We start from the raw sequence: 20,249 nt of genomic DNA on the forward strand, positions 1-20,249 counted from the left end.
CATATAATTACGACATAAGCTACTCAAGCCGCCGCTTACCTATCTTGAGTAAAGCATAGCTCTGATTCCCGCAGTTAGGTGACGAGCCTCTATACCCAATCAACTTGCAGATGCAGGGTGTTCGCGCCCTCGCTCACTGGTTTTGGGTATATAAAACTATCTTTCGCGCAAAAGTTGCTGCAACCGGCAATCACCGATACAGTAATTCTGTGGTGCTTTCGTAAGGCAAAGGTGAAGTTGATGAGCAAAAGTCGGCAAAATTTACTGGGGGCACTGTTACTCGTGGCGTTTTTCCCTGCAGCTAACGCCAAACCCATTAAGGTGCTGACAGAACATCTGCCGCCTTATCAGATTGATACCAGAAGTGGTGTCAGCGGTTTTGCCACTGAAGTCGTCAGACGCACTTTTGAAATTGCCGGCATTCCTTACGAGATCGAAGTTCAGGACTGGAGTCGTGCTTATCAGCGCACACTGCGCCAGGCCGATACCTGCATTTATTCCATTTCTAAAAGCACCGAACGAACACCGCTGTTTCATTGGGTTGGCGCATTGGCATCCACCATAACCTCAATGTACTCGCTGAAAAACCGGCCGGATATTCAACTAAAAACCCTTGATGATGCGAAAAAATTGGTCACTGCCGTCACCAAAGACGATATTACCCATCATTACTTACTCAAACATGGCTTTAAAGAAGGGGAACAGCTGTATTTGCTGGAAAGCGTCACCACGATGCTCCATGTCCTGCAAGGCCGCAAGGACATTGATTTAGTGTTGATCAATGACACGATTTTAAAATATCGGGCTCTTGAATCGGGTGTACCGCTGGAAGTCTTACAAAAACAAATGGAAGTAACTGATCTGCCGTTGGATTTTCATCTGGCATGCAGTCTGACGACGTCAACTGACATCGTCACTAAACTTAAAGCGAGCTTACAACAACTGAAAGATAGTGGAGAATTTGCGCAAATTATTGCCGGCTGGGCAGACAAACTGAAATAGCTATCTGCACGCCGGCAAAGCAGCCTTACAAACTTTTTTTCGGGGGTAACGCCACATTAGCAAAAATAAAGCCAGCGACCAGCGACATAAAAATTAAGAAGGTTTGTTGCCCAAGCTGATCAACCGGCGCCATTTGTTCGCCAGAAATGAATGAGTTAAGTCCGATATAAGTTTTACTGCCAGGCACCAGTACAATCATGCCCTGCAGCGAAACAATACTGGCCGGCGCGTTCATCAGCCGGGTAAAAATATTGCCATAAACGCCTACTGCAAAAGCCCCGACAAAAGCTCCCAAAGCCAGACCCAGATAAACACCACCGAACATACTAGCGGCAAAAGCGATAAAACCAGAGGCGATCCCCCATAACGCATGTTTTTTGCGGGCGCGAAACACAATCACCAGACTACCGCATAAGGTCGCGATTGCCAGCCAGGCACTCCAGGCTGGTACTGACGGCACCGGCTGGTACACAGCTTCGCCAAAACAAAGTTGCCCCAGCGCAAGCCCCAAATAAGCGCCAAAATACAGTTTAAATAAAATCATCACTGCGTCCATGATGCGCGCGGTTCCAGACACCAGATGCCGGGCTGCCAATTCAGCAAGCCCCAGCGTTAACGCTAAACCCGGAATAAACACAATGATCGCGGATAGCACCACGATTGGCACCTGAATGGTTGGATCCAGATAAGCCGCAATTGCTGTTGCCGCAAAAGCCGACACCATCGCCACCAGAGGTTCGAGCATATTGGTGACACGCCGGCTTTTCGCCGCCCACAGCACAAACAAGTACACCACCAGACTAATCAAAGTGGCCCAGAATACATCATGCCAACTGGCTTTCATCAACATGGCAAAAGCGCCACCGGCGGCGCCATAGGCTAAAAAGGTAAAGATCCGTGAATAAGGGTTTGGCATCACTGCAATTTCATTCAGGCGGGCGGTCGCTTGTTCCAGCGTCATTTCGCCATTGGCCACCGAGTCGACAATTTCATCGGTGCGCGATAACGAGCCTAAATCCAATTCTCCCGGCATTACGCGTGCCACATGGGTATATTCGTTTTCTTCGCCTGGCTGCCAAATCACAAACGTCAACACTGTTGGCGTGATGGCAAAAGCAGCGCCAATGCCCAGAAATTCCGCAACATTTAATAAATGCACTTCTAATCGGTAAGCCGGGGTGCCAAACTTGTGCAACATTTTACCGAGTTTGACAATAAATCGACGTTTTTCAATAAAACTGGCTGAATCCACAACAACTTCCTTCTGGCAGGGCTTGCTGGCAATTGTAGCCATGCTTAATAGAAAAAAAGAAGAGCATTAGAAAAAGAATAAGTAGCTGTTCGGATTGGAGAAAATGATAGTGCAGCCCGCAGAGTTGCAGAAGCGCGGTATTGGATATGCTGGTTATAGATTGAATTTGCAGAATAGCAGGCAAAAAAAAGCTGCCCAGAGGCAGCTTTTAAAGTGTGCTTAGTTAAGCTTTTCGCGGATACGCGCTGATTTACCTGAACGATCGCGTAAATAGTAAAGCTTGGCACGGCGTACTGCACCACGACGTTTCAGCGTGATGCTGTCAATCATTGGGCTGTGCGTCTGGAATACACGCTCTACACCTTCACCGTTCGAAATTTTACGAACTGTGAATGCTGAGTGTAAACCACGGTTACGTTTAGCGATAACTACGCCTTCGTAAGCCTGCAGACGGGTTTTGTCGCCTTCTTTAACTTTAACTTGAACAACCACAGTATCACCTGGGCCGAAAGCTGGAACGTCTGTTTTCAGCTGTTCGTCTTCAAGTTGCTTGATGATGTTTTGGCTAACTTTGCTCATAACAATCTCACTTTACCTGGAATAAACTATCGTGTTGCTGCAACGCCTGGTGTTCCTGTTGGAACTCGTCCAGTAATTTGCGTTGCTCCTTAGTCAGAGCCAGGACATTTAACATATCCGGCCGTCTCAACCAGGTCCTACCAAGGGCCTGCTTCAAACGCCAGCGTCTGATGTTTTCATGGTGTCCGCTGAGTAGTACAGCAGGAACCTGTTTGCCGTCTAACACTTCTGGTCTGGTATAGTGCGGACAATCCAGCAGTCCAGAGGCAAACGAGTCCTCAACTGCAGATAAATCATGCCCCAGTACGCCTGGTACCAGTCGCGATACCGCATCAATCAGCGTCATCGCAGGCAATTCGCCCCCACTCAGCACGTAATCGCCGATTGACCATTCTTCGTCAATTTCCGACTCTATTACGCGTTCATCAATGCCTTCGTAACGGCCAGCTACTAAAAGTAGCTTCGAATAAGTCGCAAGTTTAGCAACGCCTTCCTGATCCAACTTCCGGCCTTGCGGCGAAAGGTAAATCGTTCGGACATCACCACCTGCAGCTGCTTTAGCGGCGCGAATTGCATCCGTTAAAGGCTGCACCATCATCAACATACCAGGACCGCCACCAAAAGGTCTGTCGTCGACAGTGTTATGTTTATCCGAGGTAAAATCCCTTGGATTCCAGCACTGTACGTCGATTAACCCGTTTTTGACTGCCCGGCTGGTCACACCGAATTTTGTCACAGCGTCGAACATCTGCGGAAATAAGGTAATTACCCCAAACCACAATTTTGGCTGTTCGGCCATTAAAATTCAGGATCCCAGTCGACAATGATCCGACCTTGCGTTTTATCGACCGCTTTAATGACAGAGTCAGTTAAAAACGGTAATAAACGCTCTTTCTGACCAAATGCATCATTCCGGTTGGCTTTGACAACAATAACGTCGTTGGAGCCTGTTTCCATCATGTCCACTACTTCACCTAAGTCGTAGCCAGCTTCGGTTACTACGGTCATCCCCATCAGGTCTTTCCAGTAATAATCGCCGTCTTCAAGCTTTGGTAAAGCAGCGGGCGTCACTGCGATGTCAATATTGACAAAGAGTTGCGCCTGATCACGGTCATTCACGCCATCAATCTTGGCAATTAAGCCATTACTGTGACGCTTCCAACTGCTGATCTGCACTGGTCGCCAGTTACCCTGCTGTTGAATCTGCCAGGGTGTGTAATCAAATATCCCTTCCGGGATCTCTGTGTAGGAGTTTACTTTTAGCCACCCGTTGATGCCGTAAACAGCGCCAAACTTACCTAAGACAACTAAATCTTTACCGTTCAAGGTCAAACTCCAACCAGATTGCTAAATTAAGCAGAAGCTTTTTTAGCTGCTTTTACCAGTGAAGCCACGCGATCACTTAAAGAAGCGCCTTGCGCTACCCAGTGGTCAACACGGTTCAGGTCGATACGCGCTTTCTCTTCAGTACCGCTAGCGATTGGGTTAAAGAAACCCACGCGCTCAATAAAGCGGCCATCACGAGCAAAACGGCTGTCTGCGACCACAACTTGGTAAAATGGACGCTTTTTCGCGCCACCACGTTGTAAACGAATAGTTACCATACCAGCCTCTAAATCAATCGTTCAGGTTTTATTAAAATAACAATCCCTGCAGTCAAACCACAGGGACGCCGAATTGTACGGATTTTTGTCATGAATGCAAGGTATTTCACGGCTTTGCCTCGAATAGCCACTGCCGCAGAACCTCAGATTCTGGCGTCAACGCTTTACAAATCCAATGTCCAACAATACCGCTACAGCTTGGTCCGTCTGCTGATTTTTCACAAACACATAATCACGACTAAAGGTAGACACCAGCAGAATATCGAGACCAGCGTCTGTCATCGCGCTGGCGATACTCTGTAAAAAGCCCACACAGTAAAATGGATTGGCGCAGTTAATCACCAATAAACGCCATTGTTCCTGATTCTGAGCTTTAACCACTAAATCTGCCAAACCAGCTTGGGTAGTCACAACGGTTATTTCTTTGTCGTCACGACAAATAAGCCGGTGTAATTCCGGATGACCAACCCTTTGTGCTTCTACAAAATAAAAAATATCGTTCTCTAGATAAAAATCACTGTCACGGATCACTTGCCTGGTACTTTCCGGGATCATCTGCCCTCCTTTGCTACTGACGGGTTGTTTTACGGCAACATTCAATATTTACTTTAGAAAAAATTACTGCAGTAAACATCAAACAAAAAATGCTAATGACTATATTCGCCATCGGCCGCGGCAACAGTCTGCTGATCAGATTCGGCAACCCAATCTTGCTGCAGTAATAACGTTAGCCGAAACTGCTGGTCATGGCTATTGTCCATATTCTGCGCGGCACTTTGATAGCTGATAGACTGCCACCATTGCTGTGCAGTCAAAGCTTTAAACAGAGCCGGCCAGGCAGCAGCATCCTGCAGATCAAGTTCTAACAAACAGTATCTGCTGCCACAACTGAGCTGTTGTGGTTGTACCACGGTCGGATATGACGCCATAAATTCGGTCAGCTGCTGCTGATACAACTCGCTTTGCTCATTAAACTCTTGATCTTGCTGCTGTAACTCAAGCATTTGCTCAAAATCAGCCTGTTCAACTTGCAGGATCAATTCGGTGGCAGGTAATTGTTTTGCCGCAGCGACGGCACTGTAGGTATCCAGCGACATGAAGATGTAAGAGTTATCAGCGATTACACCGCGCTTTGAATTCACGGTGTTAGCACTGTCAATTTCACCCTCGGGCACTACTGCGCCAATGTCAGGCTGAGAATGAAAAGCTGCAGCCTCAACATCAGCGCAACTTTCTGCACCTGATGATTCTACAGCTGCAACGACTGCTGTTTGTGGCGTAAACTGCAGCTCTGGCGCCGCCTGCGCTAAACCATCTGCCAACAAAAAACCTGTGCCGAAACTTGCTGCGATGAGCAACACAATCTGAAAAGTTTTCATCTGCAATTCCTTTTGTAAAAACCATACCAGCTTCATTGTTTCCTAAATCTGACTATCCATTGCAAGTCAGTTCTCGTTTTCCGTCCTGGCTACCTGCAAAGTCCCGGTGTGTTTAGCAATCCGGGACTTGTTAGCCGCTACAGGTTCGATATTACAACTTAGTTTTTCGTCCAAATCCCGCCAAAGTTGTGTTGATTTAATCCGTCAACACCACTCACGACTTCAGTTTGATACCCCAGACCGCTGAAGTTATTAAACTGCGTCTGAAACTGCGCCGAAGTTTGGCCATGTTTGGCGCCCCAGTTCAGCTGTGGTAACTGACTGAACACTGCGGTGTAATTCACCTCACCCTGATGCACGTAAGAGTTCAGGTAAATTGGCCGACGTCCTGCTTCCAATTCAGTGTTCACTTTGTTCTGATAAGCAGCAGCTGTTAACTGCGAGCTAACCGTCCAACTGCCGACGTTTTGTTGCTGATACAGCACGGTGTAACGACGATCACCACCGGATGACACCACCGAAACACTAACCGGACGCATATTTAAATCTTTTGCCTGGTCCATCACCTGCATATGCTGAGCATATGTCAGGCCATGTTTAGCCAGCGTCGCCAGCGGTTTTTTCTCGAAAATCACACTATAACGAGTACCGCTGCCAGTCTGATGCGAATCAACCTGCACTGGTGCGTAACCATCTTCAATCGCCTGGTTAAACGCTTGTTGATAACCGGCTGAACTCTGACCAAAAAAACCACGCCAGGCTAGATTTGCCGGTTCCCAAACCATATTGTAAAAACTGTTGCCACTGACGCTGTAACCGTCAAACCAGCTCGCTTTAAAACCAGAGTCTGCCAGATGGCTGAAAAAGCCCTGCATCATTTCAGCTTTCATGCCATGGCGCACATATTGGCTACCGACTGTGCGCGGTGCCCAAATCAGTTGTGAACCCGATGGAATAGTGCTGCCGGCAAATCGGGTCCAACTTGGGTAGGGTTTGGTATCGTCTGGCGTTGCAGCAATACCCCGGTTAAAGGTAATCAACTGACCTTCACCGCCGCTGTTTTGTAAGTGGACATGCAAATGTGGACCGGTCGAATTACCGCTGTTACCCACTCTACCCAGATACTGGCCCTTGCTGATACTGGCCTGCTGCGCCACTGGCACTGCCACGTATAACATTTCGCTGTTATTGCCGATGGCAGCCGGGTACGCCGTGGCGTTATGCGGGCACAAACTGGTGCTGATTGAGCCTGGGATCATATGCGCATACAACATCCGCGTACCGTCACTGTGCTCAACCCACAACATGTTACCGCCGCCTGGCATCAAACCATTTTTCAGATTGCTATGCAGCCATGGTTTGGTGGTATCAGAATCGCCAGAAAGTTTAGGCCGTGGATTTTCAGGGGCGTTCCGCCAACAGCCAATCACTTTACCGGCATGCATGGCATAAATCGATTTGTTATAGACGACGAATTTGTTGTTGGTTGGTGCAGCGTTATAATCTGCCACAGTGGTCGTGACCGAGGTCCAGCGGCTGTTGTCAAAATCATAACGACGGGCGCCCATATCAAAACCATGTTTTTGCGATTGATTTTGGGCGTGGTCAAAAGTGTGCACTTTTTCATGATCACCAAAATCTTGTCCTTTAAATGGTAAATTATAGGTCACTGCGATGGCTGAAGTGCTGATGGTTCCAGTTACGCTGATGGCTCCGATTACGAGTGCCAGAGTGAGATGTTTCATGCTTGCCTCCTTGTTGCATTAGTCATTGATGTCAACTCGAGAGCAATTGTAAAAGGTTGCGCCTGGCGAAACTGCCCAAAAACTGTCCAGAAAGTGCTCAGAATTACGAAGATACATCGCCACAAAACTGCTCCCTGCGTTTTCTTCAGCCAGCGCCAGAGGCTCTGACGTGACTTCGGCGAAATGCCAAATCGTTGGCATTTCGAAAGCCCGAAATCACCATACCGTCCATCCATGGACATCGCCACAGAACTGCTCCCTGCGTTTTATTCAGCCAGCGCCAGAGGCTCTGGCGTGACTTTGGCGAAATGCCAAATCTTTGGCATTTCGAAAGCCCGAAATCACCATACCGTCCATCCATGGACATAAAAAAACCACCAATCTGAGCGAACAGTTGGTGGTTTTCAGTATTCAATCAGCAGATGACATTCGTTTTTACTGCGCTTACCCTTTGCAGCGTTAAAGAGCTCTGGCTTGCAACTCCAGTTGCCATAGCAACTGTTGCAAACAATTCTGCGCTTGTTGTTGCTGCCGGCGAAAAGTACTGAAACTCATATGGTACTGGTCGGCAAGCTCAATTTGCCCCAGACGACTGCTAATGTACCTTTCATCGAGAATTTTCGCCCAAAGTGCCGTCGCCGGTTTTTGATACATCTGTTGTAAACAACGGTAGATATGCTGTTTTAGCGATTCAATCTGAATTGCCGGCGCGACCCGCACTTCTGCTGCTGGCTGCAACATCGCCATTTTTGCGAAGAGGTTGATATCCCATTGTGTCGGCTGATAGAAATGTTTTAAGCAGGTTTGCAGAGTCTGGGAAAACTCGTCCTGGTGACACCAGGCATCGCCACTGTTGTTTGCTGCAGAAGAATCATTCTGTGTTAAATGATGCCGCGAAGATTGCAAACGGCTACGCAAATTGACCAGTCTTGGTGCCAGCATCGCCGAGACACTTTCGACAAAATACTGCTGCTCAATAGAGAAAAAACTGGCTTGAGGATGCTCAGCATCAATAATGCCGAGTAGTTCCCCTTGATAACATATAGGCACTGCCAGCTCAGATAACCTTGGCGCATCATCGACCACATAACGACTAAAACTATTGGTATCAGCGACGCAAATGCTGCTCTGACACAAAGCGGCAGTACCGACAACTCCCTGCCCCAATTCCAGCTCAATCGGTGAAACAACACCCTGTGCCGCACAGAATTTACCGCCAGCAGCAGCAACCTGGGCTAATCGATGTTGTTTGTTCTGGAGATAAATGACGTTATCGGGCAGTTGTAAACTTTGTACAATCAGCTGGCTAACGGTCTGGCATAAGCCAACGATGTCATTGATTGGGTCAATCTGGCGATTGATTTGCGCAAGAGTGGCTAATGTAGTCACAGCGGTTCACCTCATCCATAAGTGTGTACCGCGCTACCTTACGCCGGTGTGCGTTAGCAGACCAGAGACAGTGTAGGCAATTGCTGTGAGACATTGCCTACATTTCGACCAGCTAATTTACCTCTTCCTACAATCATTGAAGCAGAGGATGAAGCGTCTTAACGTGGAGGCAACATACCCGGTGGCAACTTGCCACCCATGCCGCGCATCATCTTCATCAGGCCGCCTTTGCCACCCATTTGCTTCATCATTTTCTGCATTTGCATAAACTGTTTCAGCAGCTGATTGACATCCTGCACCTGAGTACCAGAACCAGACGCAATGCGTTTTTTACGAGAACCTTTAATTAAATCAGGATATTGCCGCTCTTTTGGCGTCATTGAGTTGATGATGGCTTCCATTTTGCCAAATTGTTTATTGTTCATCTGATCTTTGGCGCCGGCTGGCAGGTTTTTCATGCCGGGCAGTTTATCCAGCATCGACATCATGCCGCCCATGCTGCGCATCTGTACTAGTTGATCACGGAAATCTTCCAGGCTAAAACCCTGGCCTTTCATCATCTTGGCTGCAACTTTGGCCGCTTGGTCACGGTCAACTTTTTGTTCCAGCTCTTCAATCAGGCTCATCATATCGCCCATGCCCAGAATGCGTGACGCAATCCGGTCCGGGTGGAATGGCTCTAAAGCATCGGATTTTTCACCCATACCGATAAATTTAATCGGTTTACCGGTGATATGACGAATAGAAAGTGCGGCACCGCCACGGGCATCACCGTCAGCTTTGGTCAGAATAACACCCGTCAGCGGCAACGCTTCGTTAAAGGCTTTGGCCGTATTGGCCGCATCCTGACCGGTCATGGCGTCAACCACAAACAGCGTTTCAATCGGTTTAATCGCCGCATGTAATGCTTTGATTTCATCCATCATTTCGCTGTCTACGTGCAGACGGCCTGCAGTATCGACTAACAAAACATCGTAAAAACCTAAGCGGGCCTGAGTAATAGCTGCATTTACAATATCCACCGGTTTTTGGCTGATATCGCTTGGGAAAAACTCTACACCGACTTCTTTGGCCAAAGTTTCTAACTGTTTAATCGCCGCCGGGCGGTAAACGTCCGCGGAGACCACCATCACTTTTTTCTTCTTGCGCTCTTTTAAGAAACGGGCAAGTTTACCGACTGAAGTAGTTTTACCGGCACCTTGTAAGCCCGCCATCAGCACCACGGCCGGAGGTTGGGTATTGAGAGTCAACTCTTCGTTGGCTTCACCCATCGCTTCTTCTAAAGCTTTTTTGACGATCTTTAAAAACTCTTGTCCTGGCGTCAGGCTTTTACTGACTTCCAGGCCAACCGACCGCTCTTTCACCTGATTGACAAAATCCCGCACCACCGGCAGCGCTACGTCAGCTTCCAGCAACGCCATCCGCACTTCACGCAAGGTTTCTTTAATATTGTCTTCAGTTAAACGACCACGACCGCTGATATTTTTCAGGGTTCGGGTTAAGCGATCGGACAGGGTCTCAAACATATTTAGTTACCACGGAACTCAAAATGGCGATGATTATAACTGACCAGAACGCTGCCGTCAGCCGTTGGCTCTGTCATTCTGGTAAAGCTTGCAATACAATAGGATTTTGCGGCTTAAATTGGAATTATTCGCATGTCGTTCGCCCTGCTGCCGATGTTGGCTTTCCTTTGTTATCTGACGGCAACCGTTGTGGTATCACAGCGGTTGTATCATGCAGAGGGACCCAGGTTTAAGTTGGTATTTTCCGCGGCTACCGCCGGTATCGTGCTGCATATGCTGGCATTAAGTCAGGCAATGTTTACGGCAGACGGACAAAATTTCAGCCTGCTGAATGTCAGCTCAATGGTCTGCTGGTTGATTACACTTTCGCTGACGCTCACGGCACTTCGCACCCCTATCACTTTGCTGTTACCTATTGTTTATGGCTTTGCCGCTTTGGTGCAACTGGCTGTTGGTTTGTTGCCAGCTGGTGCTCAGGTCCAACATTTTGAACATGATCCATGGTTGCTGCTGCATGTAGTCGTGGCGTTTATTGCATATGTGATGTTGATTATGGCGACGTTGTATTCCTTTCAGGTCAGCTATATCAGTCAGCGATTAAAACAAAAAACGCCACTGCAGGCTGGAACCGTATTCCCTTCTTTAATGCAAGCCGAAGCTTTATTGTTCCGACTGATGTTGGCAGGGACGGTGCTGTTGGGCCTGACGCTGTTCAGTGGCGCAATTTTCACCGCTGATTGGTTAGCGAAACATAATATTCATAAAAATGTGTTAAGTCTGATGGCGTTTTTATTGTTTAGCCTGCTATTGATTGGCCATGCCAGACTTGGTTGGCGCGGACGGGTTGCGAATGCTCTGACCATCAGTGCCAGTTTGTTACTAACACTGGCTTATTTTGGTAGTCGGTTTGTGCGTGAAGTGTTGCTGGAACGGCTGTAATTCTTGACTAGTACCGCGCTTTCGCTTATTAAATAAGGCCTACGGGCAATAAAGGTTAATTCTCTTGGACGAAATATCGACCAGCACCCTGTTTATCATCCTCGGTGTACTGGTTTTCTGCTCTGCTTATTTCTCTGCGACAGAAACAGGGATGATGTCGGTTAACCCTTACCGGCTGAAACATCTAACCAACGAAAATCATGCTGGCGCCAAACGCGTCACCGAACTGCTAAGCCGGAGAGATCGGCTGATTGGGCTTATTCTGGTTGGCAACAATTTGGTGAATGTCGCAGCTTCAATGATTGGCACTATCATTGGTATGCGTCTGTATGGTGATTTCGGTATTGTTATGGCCGGTTTTATACTGACGCTGATTATTCTGATTTTTGGCGAAGTCACTCCAAAAACTCTGGCGGCACTTCATCCGGAACGGATCGCCTACCCAAGTTCAATCCTACTCAAACCCATGATGAAACTACTGTATCCGTTGGTGTGGTTGTTAAATTGGATATGTAACAACTTTTTGAAACTATTTGGGGTTTCAACCGAACATCATCACGGCCACAGCTTAAGCTCTGAAGAATTACGCACCGTAGTGCATGAAGCTGGCGCGCTGTTACCGCAACAACACCAGAACATGCTGGTGGGTGTGCTCGATTTAGAAAACGCTACCGTCGAGGACATTATGATCCCGCGTAACGAGCTAATCGGCATCGATATTAACGACGAATGGAAAGATATCGTCCGCCAGCTGGCAAACACCCAACATAGCAGAATTTTGCTTTACCGTGACAGCGTTGATGATGCACTGGGCTTTTTGCATACCCGCGATGTGATGCGACTGGTGCTGAAAGAACAGCTTACAAAAGCCACTTTGTTGCGTTCCGTCAACGATATCTATTTTATACCTGAAGGCACCCCACTCAACACTCAACTGGTGAAGTTCCAAAACTCGAAAGAACGCATTGGCTTAGTTGTTGATGAATATGGCGATATTCAGGGACTGGTGACCCTGGAAGATATTTTAGAAGAAGTGGTTGGCGAATTTACCACCCACATTGCTGAGCAAAACAGCGAAGAAATTGTACCGCAACCCGACGGTTCGTTTTTGGTCGATGGCAGCATTAACCTGCGCGATCTCAACCGCGAAATGCACCTGAATCTGCCAACAGATGGCCCGAAAACGCTGAATGGTCTGGTGCTGGAATATCTGGAAGAAATCCCGCAAGCAAACGTCAGCTTAAAACTACTGGGGTACCCGCTGGAAATTGTTGAGGTGCAAGACAATATGATTAAAACCGTGCGGATTTTGCCACATTTAAAAGCGGGCTAACGGCTGTTCTGGTATACACAATTATTGATGAGGGCAGCCAAAGTGGCTGCCTTTTTTTGTCTGCCTCCGCTGCATGGTCACTTTTTATACGAGAAATCAAAAACTTAAAAATTTTAAAATTTTTTGAGTTTTTTTAAATTTATGCTGAACTTTTATTGGCAACCAGCTTCTAACCTTGTGAATGGATTCAACCAAGTTTTTGTTTTCATCCCTGGATTCTCCCTATCCTTAGTTTGCGGCCACCGATGTGGCCGTTTTTTTTGCCTGTAAGTGACCGACAAGACCGAAATGTTATACTCCTAAATGCCAGCGTAAAAAAAGGCACCAACGGCGCCTTCTGACAAAGTAACTTGAAATAATACCGAGCTATTTATCGCAAAGTTTTGCTGCGTTTTCGACAAAATACTGCGCAAGGTAGCAATCAAAACTGAGTGTATCCTGCTGCTCTATCTGTTGCTGCGCACTAAGCGAATCTGTCGTCATCTGCCGAAATTCAGTTTCAGAATAAAACTGATACTCGCTTGCTAACAACGTCTGCTGATGTTTGGTCGCCAGCGCCAGACTGAACTGCGAATTGTCTTGCTGACTGGCTTTCAGTGTTGCCAATAGCTGGCCGGAAAACGTTTTAGCCGGGTCGAGCAGACTTAAGTAAAAATGCTTTAGTACGCTCTGGTATTTATCACCGCCATAAGCCCCGTCAAGCCAGTGCGCTATCGGCATCAACTCGGCGAACAGCTGTTCTGCCCAGTCTTGCATCAAACGAGGGTGTGCACCGTCTTGTAATTCGAGATTCAGTCGCCGGCCATCCGTCACTACTTTGCGTAAATTCTGATCCGCTACTTCTTGCTGCTCTGCCGACATGGTCGGGCTTTGCTGCAGTAAACAGTAGAGTAAAAATAAATCTAAAAAGCGCATTTGCTCGGCGCTGATACCAATAGCGCTAAACGGATTCACATCCAGCGCCCGTACTTCAATGTACTCGACACCACGTTTTGCCAGGGCACAGGTTGGCCGCTCGCCGCTTTGGGTGGTGCGTTTTGGCCGGATGGTCGAGTAAAACTCATTTTCAATTTGCAGAATATTGGTGTTTAGCTGCTGATAATTACCATCAACTTTCACACCAATGCCCTGATATTCTGCGGATGGCGTGGTGATCGCCTGCTGCAAGCCTTTGATATAATCCGGTAAATTGTTATAGCTCACGTTTAATGCTGATTGCGCGCTGTTGGTGTAACCCAAATCGCTCATCCGCAAACTGGTGGCATAAGGTAAATACAGAGTGCCTTTGCCCAATGTCTCAAAGGCGTATTTGCTTTGGCGGCCTTGTAAAAATGACTTACACATGGCGGGTGATGCACCAAACAGGTACACAATCAGCCAGACATATCTTTTGTAGTTGCGAATTAACCCCAGATATTGCGCTGAAATAAAATCTGCTAAATCTGATTGGTCACCGAGCATTTGCTGGTAATGTTGCCAAAATTCATTCGGAATGGAAAAGTTAAAATGCACACCGCTGATCGCCTGCATCATGCTGCCATAGCGATTTTTTAAGCCTTGCCGGTAGACGGTTTTCATCCGTCCGACATTGGACGTACCGTAATAAGCCAGCCGGATTTCATCCTGATGGTCGATAAAACACGGCATACTGCCAGCGCCAAGCTGTTCGGTGCCAAGATTGCTCAGCGCAAACCGGTGAATATCAGTGAGCTGTGCCACCGTCACTTCGATATCGGTTTGTGCCGGAGTAATAAACTCCAACAACGATTCTGAAAAATCAGTGGTGATCAACGGATGGGTTAGCGCCGAACCCAAAGCCTGCGGATGATCAAGTTGCGATAAACGACCATCCGGTTTGATCCGCAAGGTTTCGCGCTCAATACCGCGACGGATCCCGACAATCGTTGAATTCCATGATGCTGCTTGCAGCGCCGCGATACGTTCAGAAAAAAGCTGACTCAAGTGCATTCCTTAATAAGGACCCAGTGACTGGATCATTGGGCGACAGCCGAAAAAAAACAAGGCCTAATTCTTAACAGTATGAATTGAAGCGATTATTCCTCTTCTTCTGTTCGCTGTTGCCGTTTTTGCTGCGACTGCACAATGCGCCGCATAATATCTTTCCACGACACAATACCTATTAACCGCTGTTGCTGATCAACCACCGGCAAGCAGCTGATATTTCGTTCGACCAACAAGGTCGCCGCCTGCAAAATGCCGATATCCTGTGACACGCTGATGACAGGCGACGTCATCACCTGCCGTACTTTGCGGCTTTGCATATACAAATCAATCGTATGCTCTGAGGCCGAATCCATCACCGGACTTAACGCCTTAAAATAATCCTTCACCGAAACTATCCCCACTAACCGGTGCATACTGTCGATAACCGGTACATGCTGAAATCTGGCATCGGTAAACAAGGAGCGCAGACTGGCCAGTGTGGCGTCTTCGGTCGTCACCCGCACTTTTTTGGTCATAATGGACGCTAACGACATCATCTGTACCTATTTTCTCTGAGGAGAAATTATAATCCTGTAGTAAACTACTGTAACACCAGCCATTTTAAAGTCCAATGGGGCAGCATGAACCGTCATAATCAAGCAATTGTTAACGCCGAAGTTACCTTTCCAGCAGACGCCGAACTGATTTCTACCACCGACACCCGAGGCGTAATCACTTATGCCAATGCGGCCTTTTGCCAGGTTTCCGGCTACTCCAATGACGAGTTGGTTGGCAAAAACCATAATCTGGTACGCCATCCAGACATGCCCAAAGCCGCTTTTGCTGATTTGTGGCAAAATTTACAACAGAAAAAATCCTGGCGCGGCATGGTGAAAAATCGCTGTAAAGATGGCCGTTATTATTGGGTCGATGCTTTTGTCACGCCCATCTATCAACAACAGCAACTTGTTGGTTTCCAGTCAGTAAGAAGAGCGCCGGAGCGCAACCTCATCAATCGCGCCGAACATTGTTACCAACAAATCGCGCAGGGCAAGACGCTCAGTGGCTGGCGGCTAAATCAGGGTTTACGCCGCGGGATCGCTGTCACTGCTACTTTAGCTTTTGTCGCCGCTGCTAGCGTCTGGATTTCCGGCTGGTTTGTGCTGGCTTTATTACTTCCCTTGCTGTTTTTATGCTGCTTTTATGATGAATTATTGATTACACCAGCAAAGTTACACCAACAACAGCAACAGAGTGATTCCATCAGCCGTTTTATTTACGCTGGCAATGGCCCTTTTGGCGTTGCTGATTTTGCACAGCAGCTCCAACAAGCCAAACTGCAGACCGTGCTGGGCCGCACTGGCGACAGCACTTCGCAACTGAGTTTAATCGCGGATACCTTATCCGAAGCCGTGGCTCAAACCACCGGCGGTATCGCTAAACAACAACAGCAATTAACTCAGATTGAGCAAGCGAGCAGCGAGTTATTACATAGTGTGGCGCAAATATCTGTCCACACCGATGAAACAACTGCACAGGTGGCAACCACCCATCAAATTTGTCAGCAAGCACAACAAGCCATGCAATTAACCACGGGCACGGTGAAAAAACTGGCAGCTGAAGTTGAGGGTGCGGCAAGCACTGCTGATGGCCTGGCTGTTGAAGCACAGCGTATCGGGGCAGTCCTGACCGAAATTCAGGGGATCGCCAATCAAACCAACCTGCTGGCATTAAACGCTGCCATTGAAGCCGCCAGAGCCGGTGAGCATGGCCGTGGCTTTGCCGTGGTTGCCGACGAAGTGCGGGCATTGTCGTCTCGTACACACAAAGCAACCGAACAAATTCAGCTCTCGATCGGAGAAATTCAAAAGACCTTGCTCAATTGGAGTCAGGTGATGATGCAAAGTCGGCAGCAAGCTGAACATTGTGTTTCGCAAAGTGATATCAGCCAGCAACAACTGAATGAAATCGTGTTGATGGTGAATCAAATTGAATCTGCTTCGGATCAAATTGCCCAATCGACGCAATCACAAACTGCTGTCGCAAACCGGGTTGCCAGCCATGTGCATGATATTACTGAGATTGCCCAAGGTAATAACTACAATATGCAACTGGTCTCAGATAACAGCGATAAATTGCATCACAAAGCCACTGAGTTGACTGACCTGGCAAAAACCTTCAGCAGTTAATGATTTAGAATTTTACTGAGTCTTACTATCCTCACGTCCAGCTTAAAATATCACTGATTTTAAGCTGGACAATAATCGTCCTCCCGCCCCACCAAGCTGCCTTTTTTGAGCTGGAACAAGCTTTTTAGCAAATCTTCGTTACACTTGATTTGAAGTTGCGATTTTAAGTATTGAATTAAACTGCTCGCTACCCGGGTGCAGAGGTATCTTATGCAAACAGCGTTAAAAGTATTATTGACACTGTGCTGCGGCTGGCTTTGCAGCACTGTTGTACTTGCAGAGCAAGTCATTTACCAATGGCGTGACAGCAATAACGTATTGCATGTCAGCCAGCTGCCACCGGCAAATGTTGATTATCAGACGATAGTGTTAGGTGCAAAGGCCGCCACACCTACCGCGGCCTTGCCGGAGCAAGGTCCCAATAAATCTTCGCCAGACTATGTACAAAGCTGCTCCAAAGCGCAGGACAATCTGCGGATCCTGCAACAAGACTTGCCGGTCTATATCGATATGGAAGATGGCACTAAAGAATTACTGGATGACTCCAAGCGTGACCAGCAAAAACAACTCGCAGAAAAACAAATTCAGTTCTACTGCGAGAAACCTGCGGCACTAACCAACAAACAATAGCGAAGCTTATCGCAATAGCAGCCCTGGCACACTTTGTATTGAGTGGGCTGCAAACAATGCAGCCCTGTTAATTATTCAACACGGCTACTGACCACAAACTGATCCTGCACCACATCTATATGCACCACCGAACCCGGTAAAATCTCACCACGCAACAATGATTGCGCCAGTGTATTTTCCACATATTGCTGAATGGCTCGTTTCAAGGGTCTAGCCCCGAATAAAGGGTCAAAACCAACAGCAGCGATTTTTTCCAGCGCAGCGTCAGATACCGCTAATCCCAGCTGACGCTCAGCCAATCGTTGTTGCAGACGTTTTAACTGAATGCCGGCTATATTCTTGATTTGCGCATGATCCAGCGGGTGGAATACCACAGTTTCGTCAACCCGATTTAAAAATTCCGGCCGGAACTGCTGGCTTAACACGCCCATCAGCATCGATTTCATCTGCTCGTAACTTTGCTCATGATAATGCTCCTGAATTAAGTCCGAGCCCAGATTCGAAGTCATAATGATGACCGAGTTTTTAAAATCGACAGTGCGGCCCTGACCATCGGTTAAACGACCGTCATCCAGCACCTGCAGCAAAATGTTAAACACATCCGGATGGGCTTTTTCAATTTCATCCAGCAAAATCACCGAATAAGGTTTGCGGCGTACCGCTTCGGTCAAATAACCGCCCTCTTCATAGCCGACATATCCCGGTGGTGCACCAACCAGTCTTGATACTGAGTGTTTTTCCATAAACTCCGACATATCAATCCGCACCATCGCGTCTTCACTATCAAACAGAAAATGCGCCAGCGCTTTGGTTAGTTCGGTTTTACCCACACCAGTCGGTCCTAAAAATAAAAACGACCCGATCGGTTTATTCGGATCGGATAATCCAGCGCGGGAACGGCGAATGGCATTGGAAACCGCGAGCACTGCTTCAGTTTGACCAATCACCCGTTTAGCCAGCGATTGCTCCATTTTCAGCAGCTTATCGCGTTCACCTTCCAGCATTTTACTGACTGGAATACCGGTCGATTTGGACAATACCTCGGCAATTTCGTGCTCGGTGACTTTGTTACGCAGCAATTTCATTTCATGCATTTCGGCTTGTGACGCTAAGTCGAGCCGTTTTTCCAGCACCGGAATACGCTCATATTTCAGCTGCGACATCCGGTTTAAATCGCCCGCCCGGCGCGCCACTTCCATATCAAGCCTGGCTTGCTCTAAATCGGCTTTGATACTTTGGGTGCCTTGCAGTGCGGCTTTCTCGGAACTCCACACTTCGTCGAGCTCATTGTATTTGGAATCGAGTTCGTTAATTTGCTCGATGATAAAATCACGACGTTTTTTGCTGGCATCATCGGTTTCTTTGGCCAGCGCATTGTCTTCCAGCTTCAGCTGAATGATCCGGCGTTCTAATCTGTCCAGCTCTTCTGGTTTGGAATCCATCTGCATCCGGATACTGGACGCCGCTTCATCAATTAAATCAATGGCTTTGTCTGGTAATTGCCGGTCGCTGACATAACGATGCGACAAGGTAGCCGCGGCGACAATCGCCGGATCGGTAATGTCCACCCCGTGGTGTAATTCGTAACGTTCTTTTAGCCCACGCAAAATAGCGATGGTATCTTCCACCGACGGCTCTTCGACTAACACTTTTTGAAAACGCCGCTCCAGCGCCGCATCTTTTTCGATGTATTTGCGGTACTCATCTAAAGTGGTGGCGCCTAAACAATGCAGCTCACCCCGCGCTAACGCCGGTTTGAGCATATTGCCGGCATCCATCGCACCATCGGCTTTACCTGCGCCGACCATAGTATGAATTTCGTCGATAAATAAAATGATCTGGCCTTCTTCTTTGGCCAGTTCCGATAATACCGCTTTGAGACGTTCTTCAAACTCACCGCGGTATTTAGCGCCTGCTAATAAAGAGCCTAAATCCAGCGACAACACCCGTTTATTCTTCAGTCCTTCCGGCACTTCATTATTCACAATCCGTAGCGCCAACCCTTCGACGATGGCGGTTTTACCCACGCCAGGCTCGCCAATCAATACCGGATTATTTTTGGTACGACGCTGCAGCACCTGAATACAACGGCGAATTTCTTCGTCGCGGCCAATCACTGGATCCAGTTTGCCTGCTTCAGCACGGGCGGTTAAATCGATGGTGTATTTCGTCAGTGCCTGACGCGTATCTTCAGCGTTGGCGTCATCAACTTTCTGGCCGCCACGTAATTGTTCGATCGCCGCCTCAACACCTTCTTTGGTGATCGCCAGCTGTTTTAATAAAGCGCCAAGTTCACCTTTGTCGTCGCAGGCGGCCAATACAAACAATTCGCTCGAGATAAACTGATCTTTGCGTTTTTGCGCTAATTTATCGCACAAATTTAATAAATTAATCGTGCCGCCAGACAGCTGTAAATTACCTTCACTGCCTTCGACTTTCGGTAACCGCTCAATGGCATGTGATACTTTTGAGCGCAAGTCATGCAAATTGGTGCCAATTTTAGTCAATAAATCACGCACACTGCCGCCGTCCTGATTTAACAGGGCATGCATCAGGTGTACAGGTTCAATAAATTGATGGTCACGTCCCAATGCAAGTGACTGGGCGGTAGCTATAGCTTCTTGAAATTTACTGGTAAAACGTTCTAACCGCATGACTAACTCCATCGAACAGCGTGTGATGGAACTAAGATGGAGGGCGCTTGCTGCAATTTCAAGCAGCAAACGTCAAAAATTTGA

Annotated in this window: 18 protein-coding genes; 5 read left to right on the forward strand and 13 right to left on the reverse strand. The window is 47.7% G+C overall.

Annotation, left to right across the window (positions count from 1 at the left end; genetic code table 11):
* Positions 1 to 240 precede the first annotated feature (240 nt).
* Entirely contained in the window at positions 241 to 1,002 is a 762-nt protein-coding gene (locus A5320_RS01340) for a substrate-binding periplasmic protein (RefSeq protein ID WP_068059945.1), read from the forward strand.
* A gap of 25 nt (positions 1,003 to 1,027) precedes the next feature.
* Here the strand turns inward: A5320_RS01340 and A5320_RS01345 are convergent, their stop codons facing one another.
* The 10 genes from A5320_RS01345 to ffh all read right to left on the reverse strand — a co-directional run bounded on the left by A5320_RS01345 (position 1,028) and on the right by ffh (position 10,476).
* Positions 1,028 to 2,254, reverse strand: a complete 1,227-nt coding sequence (locus A5320_RS01345; protein WP_068059947.1) for a threonine/serine ThrE exporter family protein — start codon at positions 2,252 to 2,254, stop codon at positions 1,028 to 1,030.
* Between the two features lie 219 nt (positions 2,255 to 2,473).
* Positions 2,474 to 2,833, reverse strand: coding sequence for a 50S ribosomal protein L19 (gene rplS / locus A5320_RS01350; protein WP_008898080.1), 360 nt, complete (start codon positions 2,831 to 2,833; stop codon positions 2,474 to 2,476).
* A gap of 7 nt (positions 2,834 to 2,840) precedes the next feature.
* On the reverse strand, positions 2,841 to 3,632 hold the full coding sequence (gene trmD / locus A5320_RS01355; RefSeq protein WP_197489946.1) for a tRNA (guanosine(37)-N1)-methyltransferase TrmD: 792 nt from the start codon (positions 3,630 to 3,632) through the stop codon (positions 2,841 to 2,843).
* Positions 3,632 to 4,159 carry a ribosome maturation factor RimM gene (rimM, locus tag A5320_RS01360; RefSeq protein ID WP_127699123.1) on the reverse strand — a complete coding sequence of 176 codons (528 nt, stop codon included), beginning with the start codon at positions 4,157 to 4,159 and terminating at the stop codon, positions 3,632 to 3,634. The genes trmD and rimM overlap by 1 nt, the downstream gene beginning before the upstream one ends.
* 26 nt (positions 4,160 to 4,185) lie before the next feature.
* Positions 4,186 to 4,437, reverse strand: coding sequence for a 30S ribosomal protein S16 (rpsP, locus tag A5320_RS01365; protein ID WP_068059953.1), 252 nt, complete (start codon positions 4,435 to 4,437; stop codon positions 4,186 to 4,188).
* Positions 4,438 to 4,593: 156 nt separating this feature from the next.
* Positions 4,594 to 4,992: an ACT domain-containing protein gene (locus A5320_RS01370; RefSeq protein WP_068059956.1), complete on the reverse strand. Its 399-nt coding sequence runs from the start codon at positions 4,990 to 4,992 to the stop codon at positions 4,594 to 4,596.
* Between the two features lie 92 nt (positions 4,993 to 5,084).
* A complete protein-coding gene (locus A5320_RS01375) occupies positions 5,085 to 5,816 on the reverse strand; it encodes a hypothetical protein (RefSeq protein ID WP_157605584.1) in 732 nt (243 codons plus the stop codon).
* 158 nt (positions 5,817 to 5,974) lie between these two features.
* Positions 5,975 to 7,561: a M23 family metallopeptidase gene (locus tag A5320_RS01380; protein WP_068059962.1), complete on the reverse strand. Its 1,587-nt coding sequence runs from the start codon at positions 7,559 to 7,561 to the stop codon at positions 5,975 to 5,977.
* Between the two features lie 459 nt (positions 7,562 to 8,020).
* Positions 8,021 to 8,950 (reverse strand): GAF domain-containing protein, encoded by a 930-nt coding sequence (locus tag A5320_RS01385; RefSeq protein WP_068059963.1) that lies wholly within the window; start codon positions 8,948 to 8,950, stop codon positions 8,021 to 8,023.
* A 158-nt stretch (positions 8,951 to 9,108) separates the two neighbouring features.
* Positions 9,109 to 10,476 carry a signal recognition particle protein gene (gene ffh / locus A5320_RS01390; protein ID WP_068059965.1) on the reverse strand — a complete coding sequence of 456 codons (1,368 nt, stop codon included), beginning with the start codon at positions 10,474 to 10,476 and terminating at the stop codon, positions 9,109 to 9,111.
* A 132-nt stretch (positions 10,477 to 10,608) separates the two neighbouring features.
* Here ffh and A5320_RS01395 point away from each other — a divergent pair, with 132 nt between their 5' ends.
* Together A5320_RS01395 and A5320_RS01400 are read left to right on the forward strand one after the other, a co-directional pair.
* A complete protein-coding gene (locus A5320_RS01395) occupies positions 10,609 to 11,415 on the forward strand; it encodes a cytochrome C assembly family protein (RefSeq protein ID WP_068059968.1) in 807 nt (268 codons plus the stop codon).
* Positions 11,416 to 11,479: 64 nt separating this feature from the next.
* Entirely contained in the window at positions 11,480 to 12,748 is a 1,269-nt protein-coding gene (locus A5320_RS01400; RefSeq protein ID WP_068059970.1) for an HlyC/CorC family transporter, read from the forward strand.
* Between the two features lie 366 nt (positions 12,749 to 13,114).
* Here A5320_RS01400 and gshA read toward each other — a convergent pair whose 3' ends face one another.
* Both gshA and A5320_RS01410 read right to left on the reverse strand, forming a co-directional pair.
* Positions 13,115 to 14,710: a glutamate--cysteine ligase gene (gene gshA, locus A5320_RS01405; RefSeq protein WP_231916636.1), complete on the reverse strand. Its 1,596-nt coding sequence runs from the start codon at positions 14,708 to 14,710 to the stop codon at positions 13,115 to 13,117.
* Positions 14,711 to 14,802: 92 nt separating this feature from the next.
* On the reverse strand, positions 14,803 to 15,246 hold the full coding sequence (locus A5320_RS01410) for a CBS domain-containing protein (RefSeq protein ID WP_068062826.1): 444 nt from the start codon (positions 15,244 to 15,246) through the stop codon (positions 14,803 to 14,805).
* A gap of 87 nt (positions 15,247 to 15,333) precedes the next feature.
* Between A5320_RS01410 and A5320_RS01415 the strand changes: the two genes are divergently transcribed.
* Positions 15,334 to 16,881: a methyl-accepting chemotaxis protein gene (locus A5320_RS01415; protein ID WP_068059974.1), complete on the forward strand. Its 1,548-nt coding sequence runs from the start codon at positions 15,334 to 15,336 to the stop codon at positions 16,879 to 16,881.
* A 210-nt stretch (positions 16,882 to 17,091) separates the two neighbouring features.
* Positions 17,092 to 17,511: a DUF4124 domain-containing protein gene (locus tag A5320_RS01420; RefSeq protein WP_068059979.1), complete on the forward strand. Its 420-nt coding sequence runs from the start codon at positions 17,092 to 17,094 to the stop codon at positions 17,509 to 17,511.
* A gap of 71 nt (positions 17,512 to 17,582) precedes the next feature.
* Here the strand turns inward: A5320_RS01420 and clpB are convergent, their stop codons facing one another.
* Positions 17,583 to 20,165, reverse strand: coding sequence for an ATP-dependent chaperone ClpB (gene clpB, locus A5320_RS01425; protein ID WP_068059982.1), 2,583 nt, complete (start codon positions 20,163 to 20,165; stop codon positions 17,583 to 17,585).
* Positions 20,166 to 20,249 lie beyond the last annotated feature (84 nt).

This window comes from Rheinheimera sp. SA_1, from assembly GCF_001669775.1.
Taxonomy (GTDB): Bacteria; Pseudomonadota; Gammaproteobacteria; order Enterobacterales; family Alteromonadaceae; genus Pararheinheimera.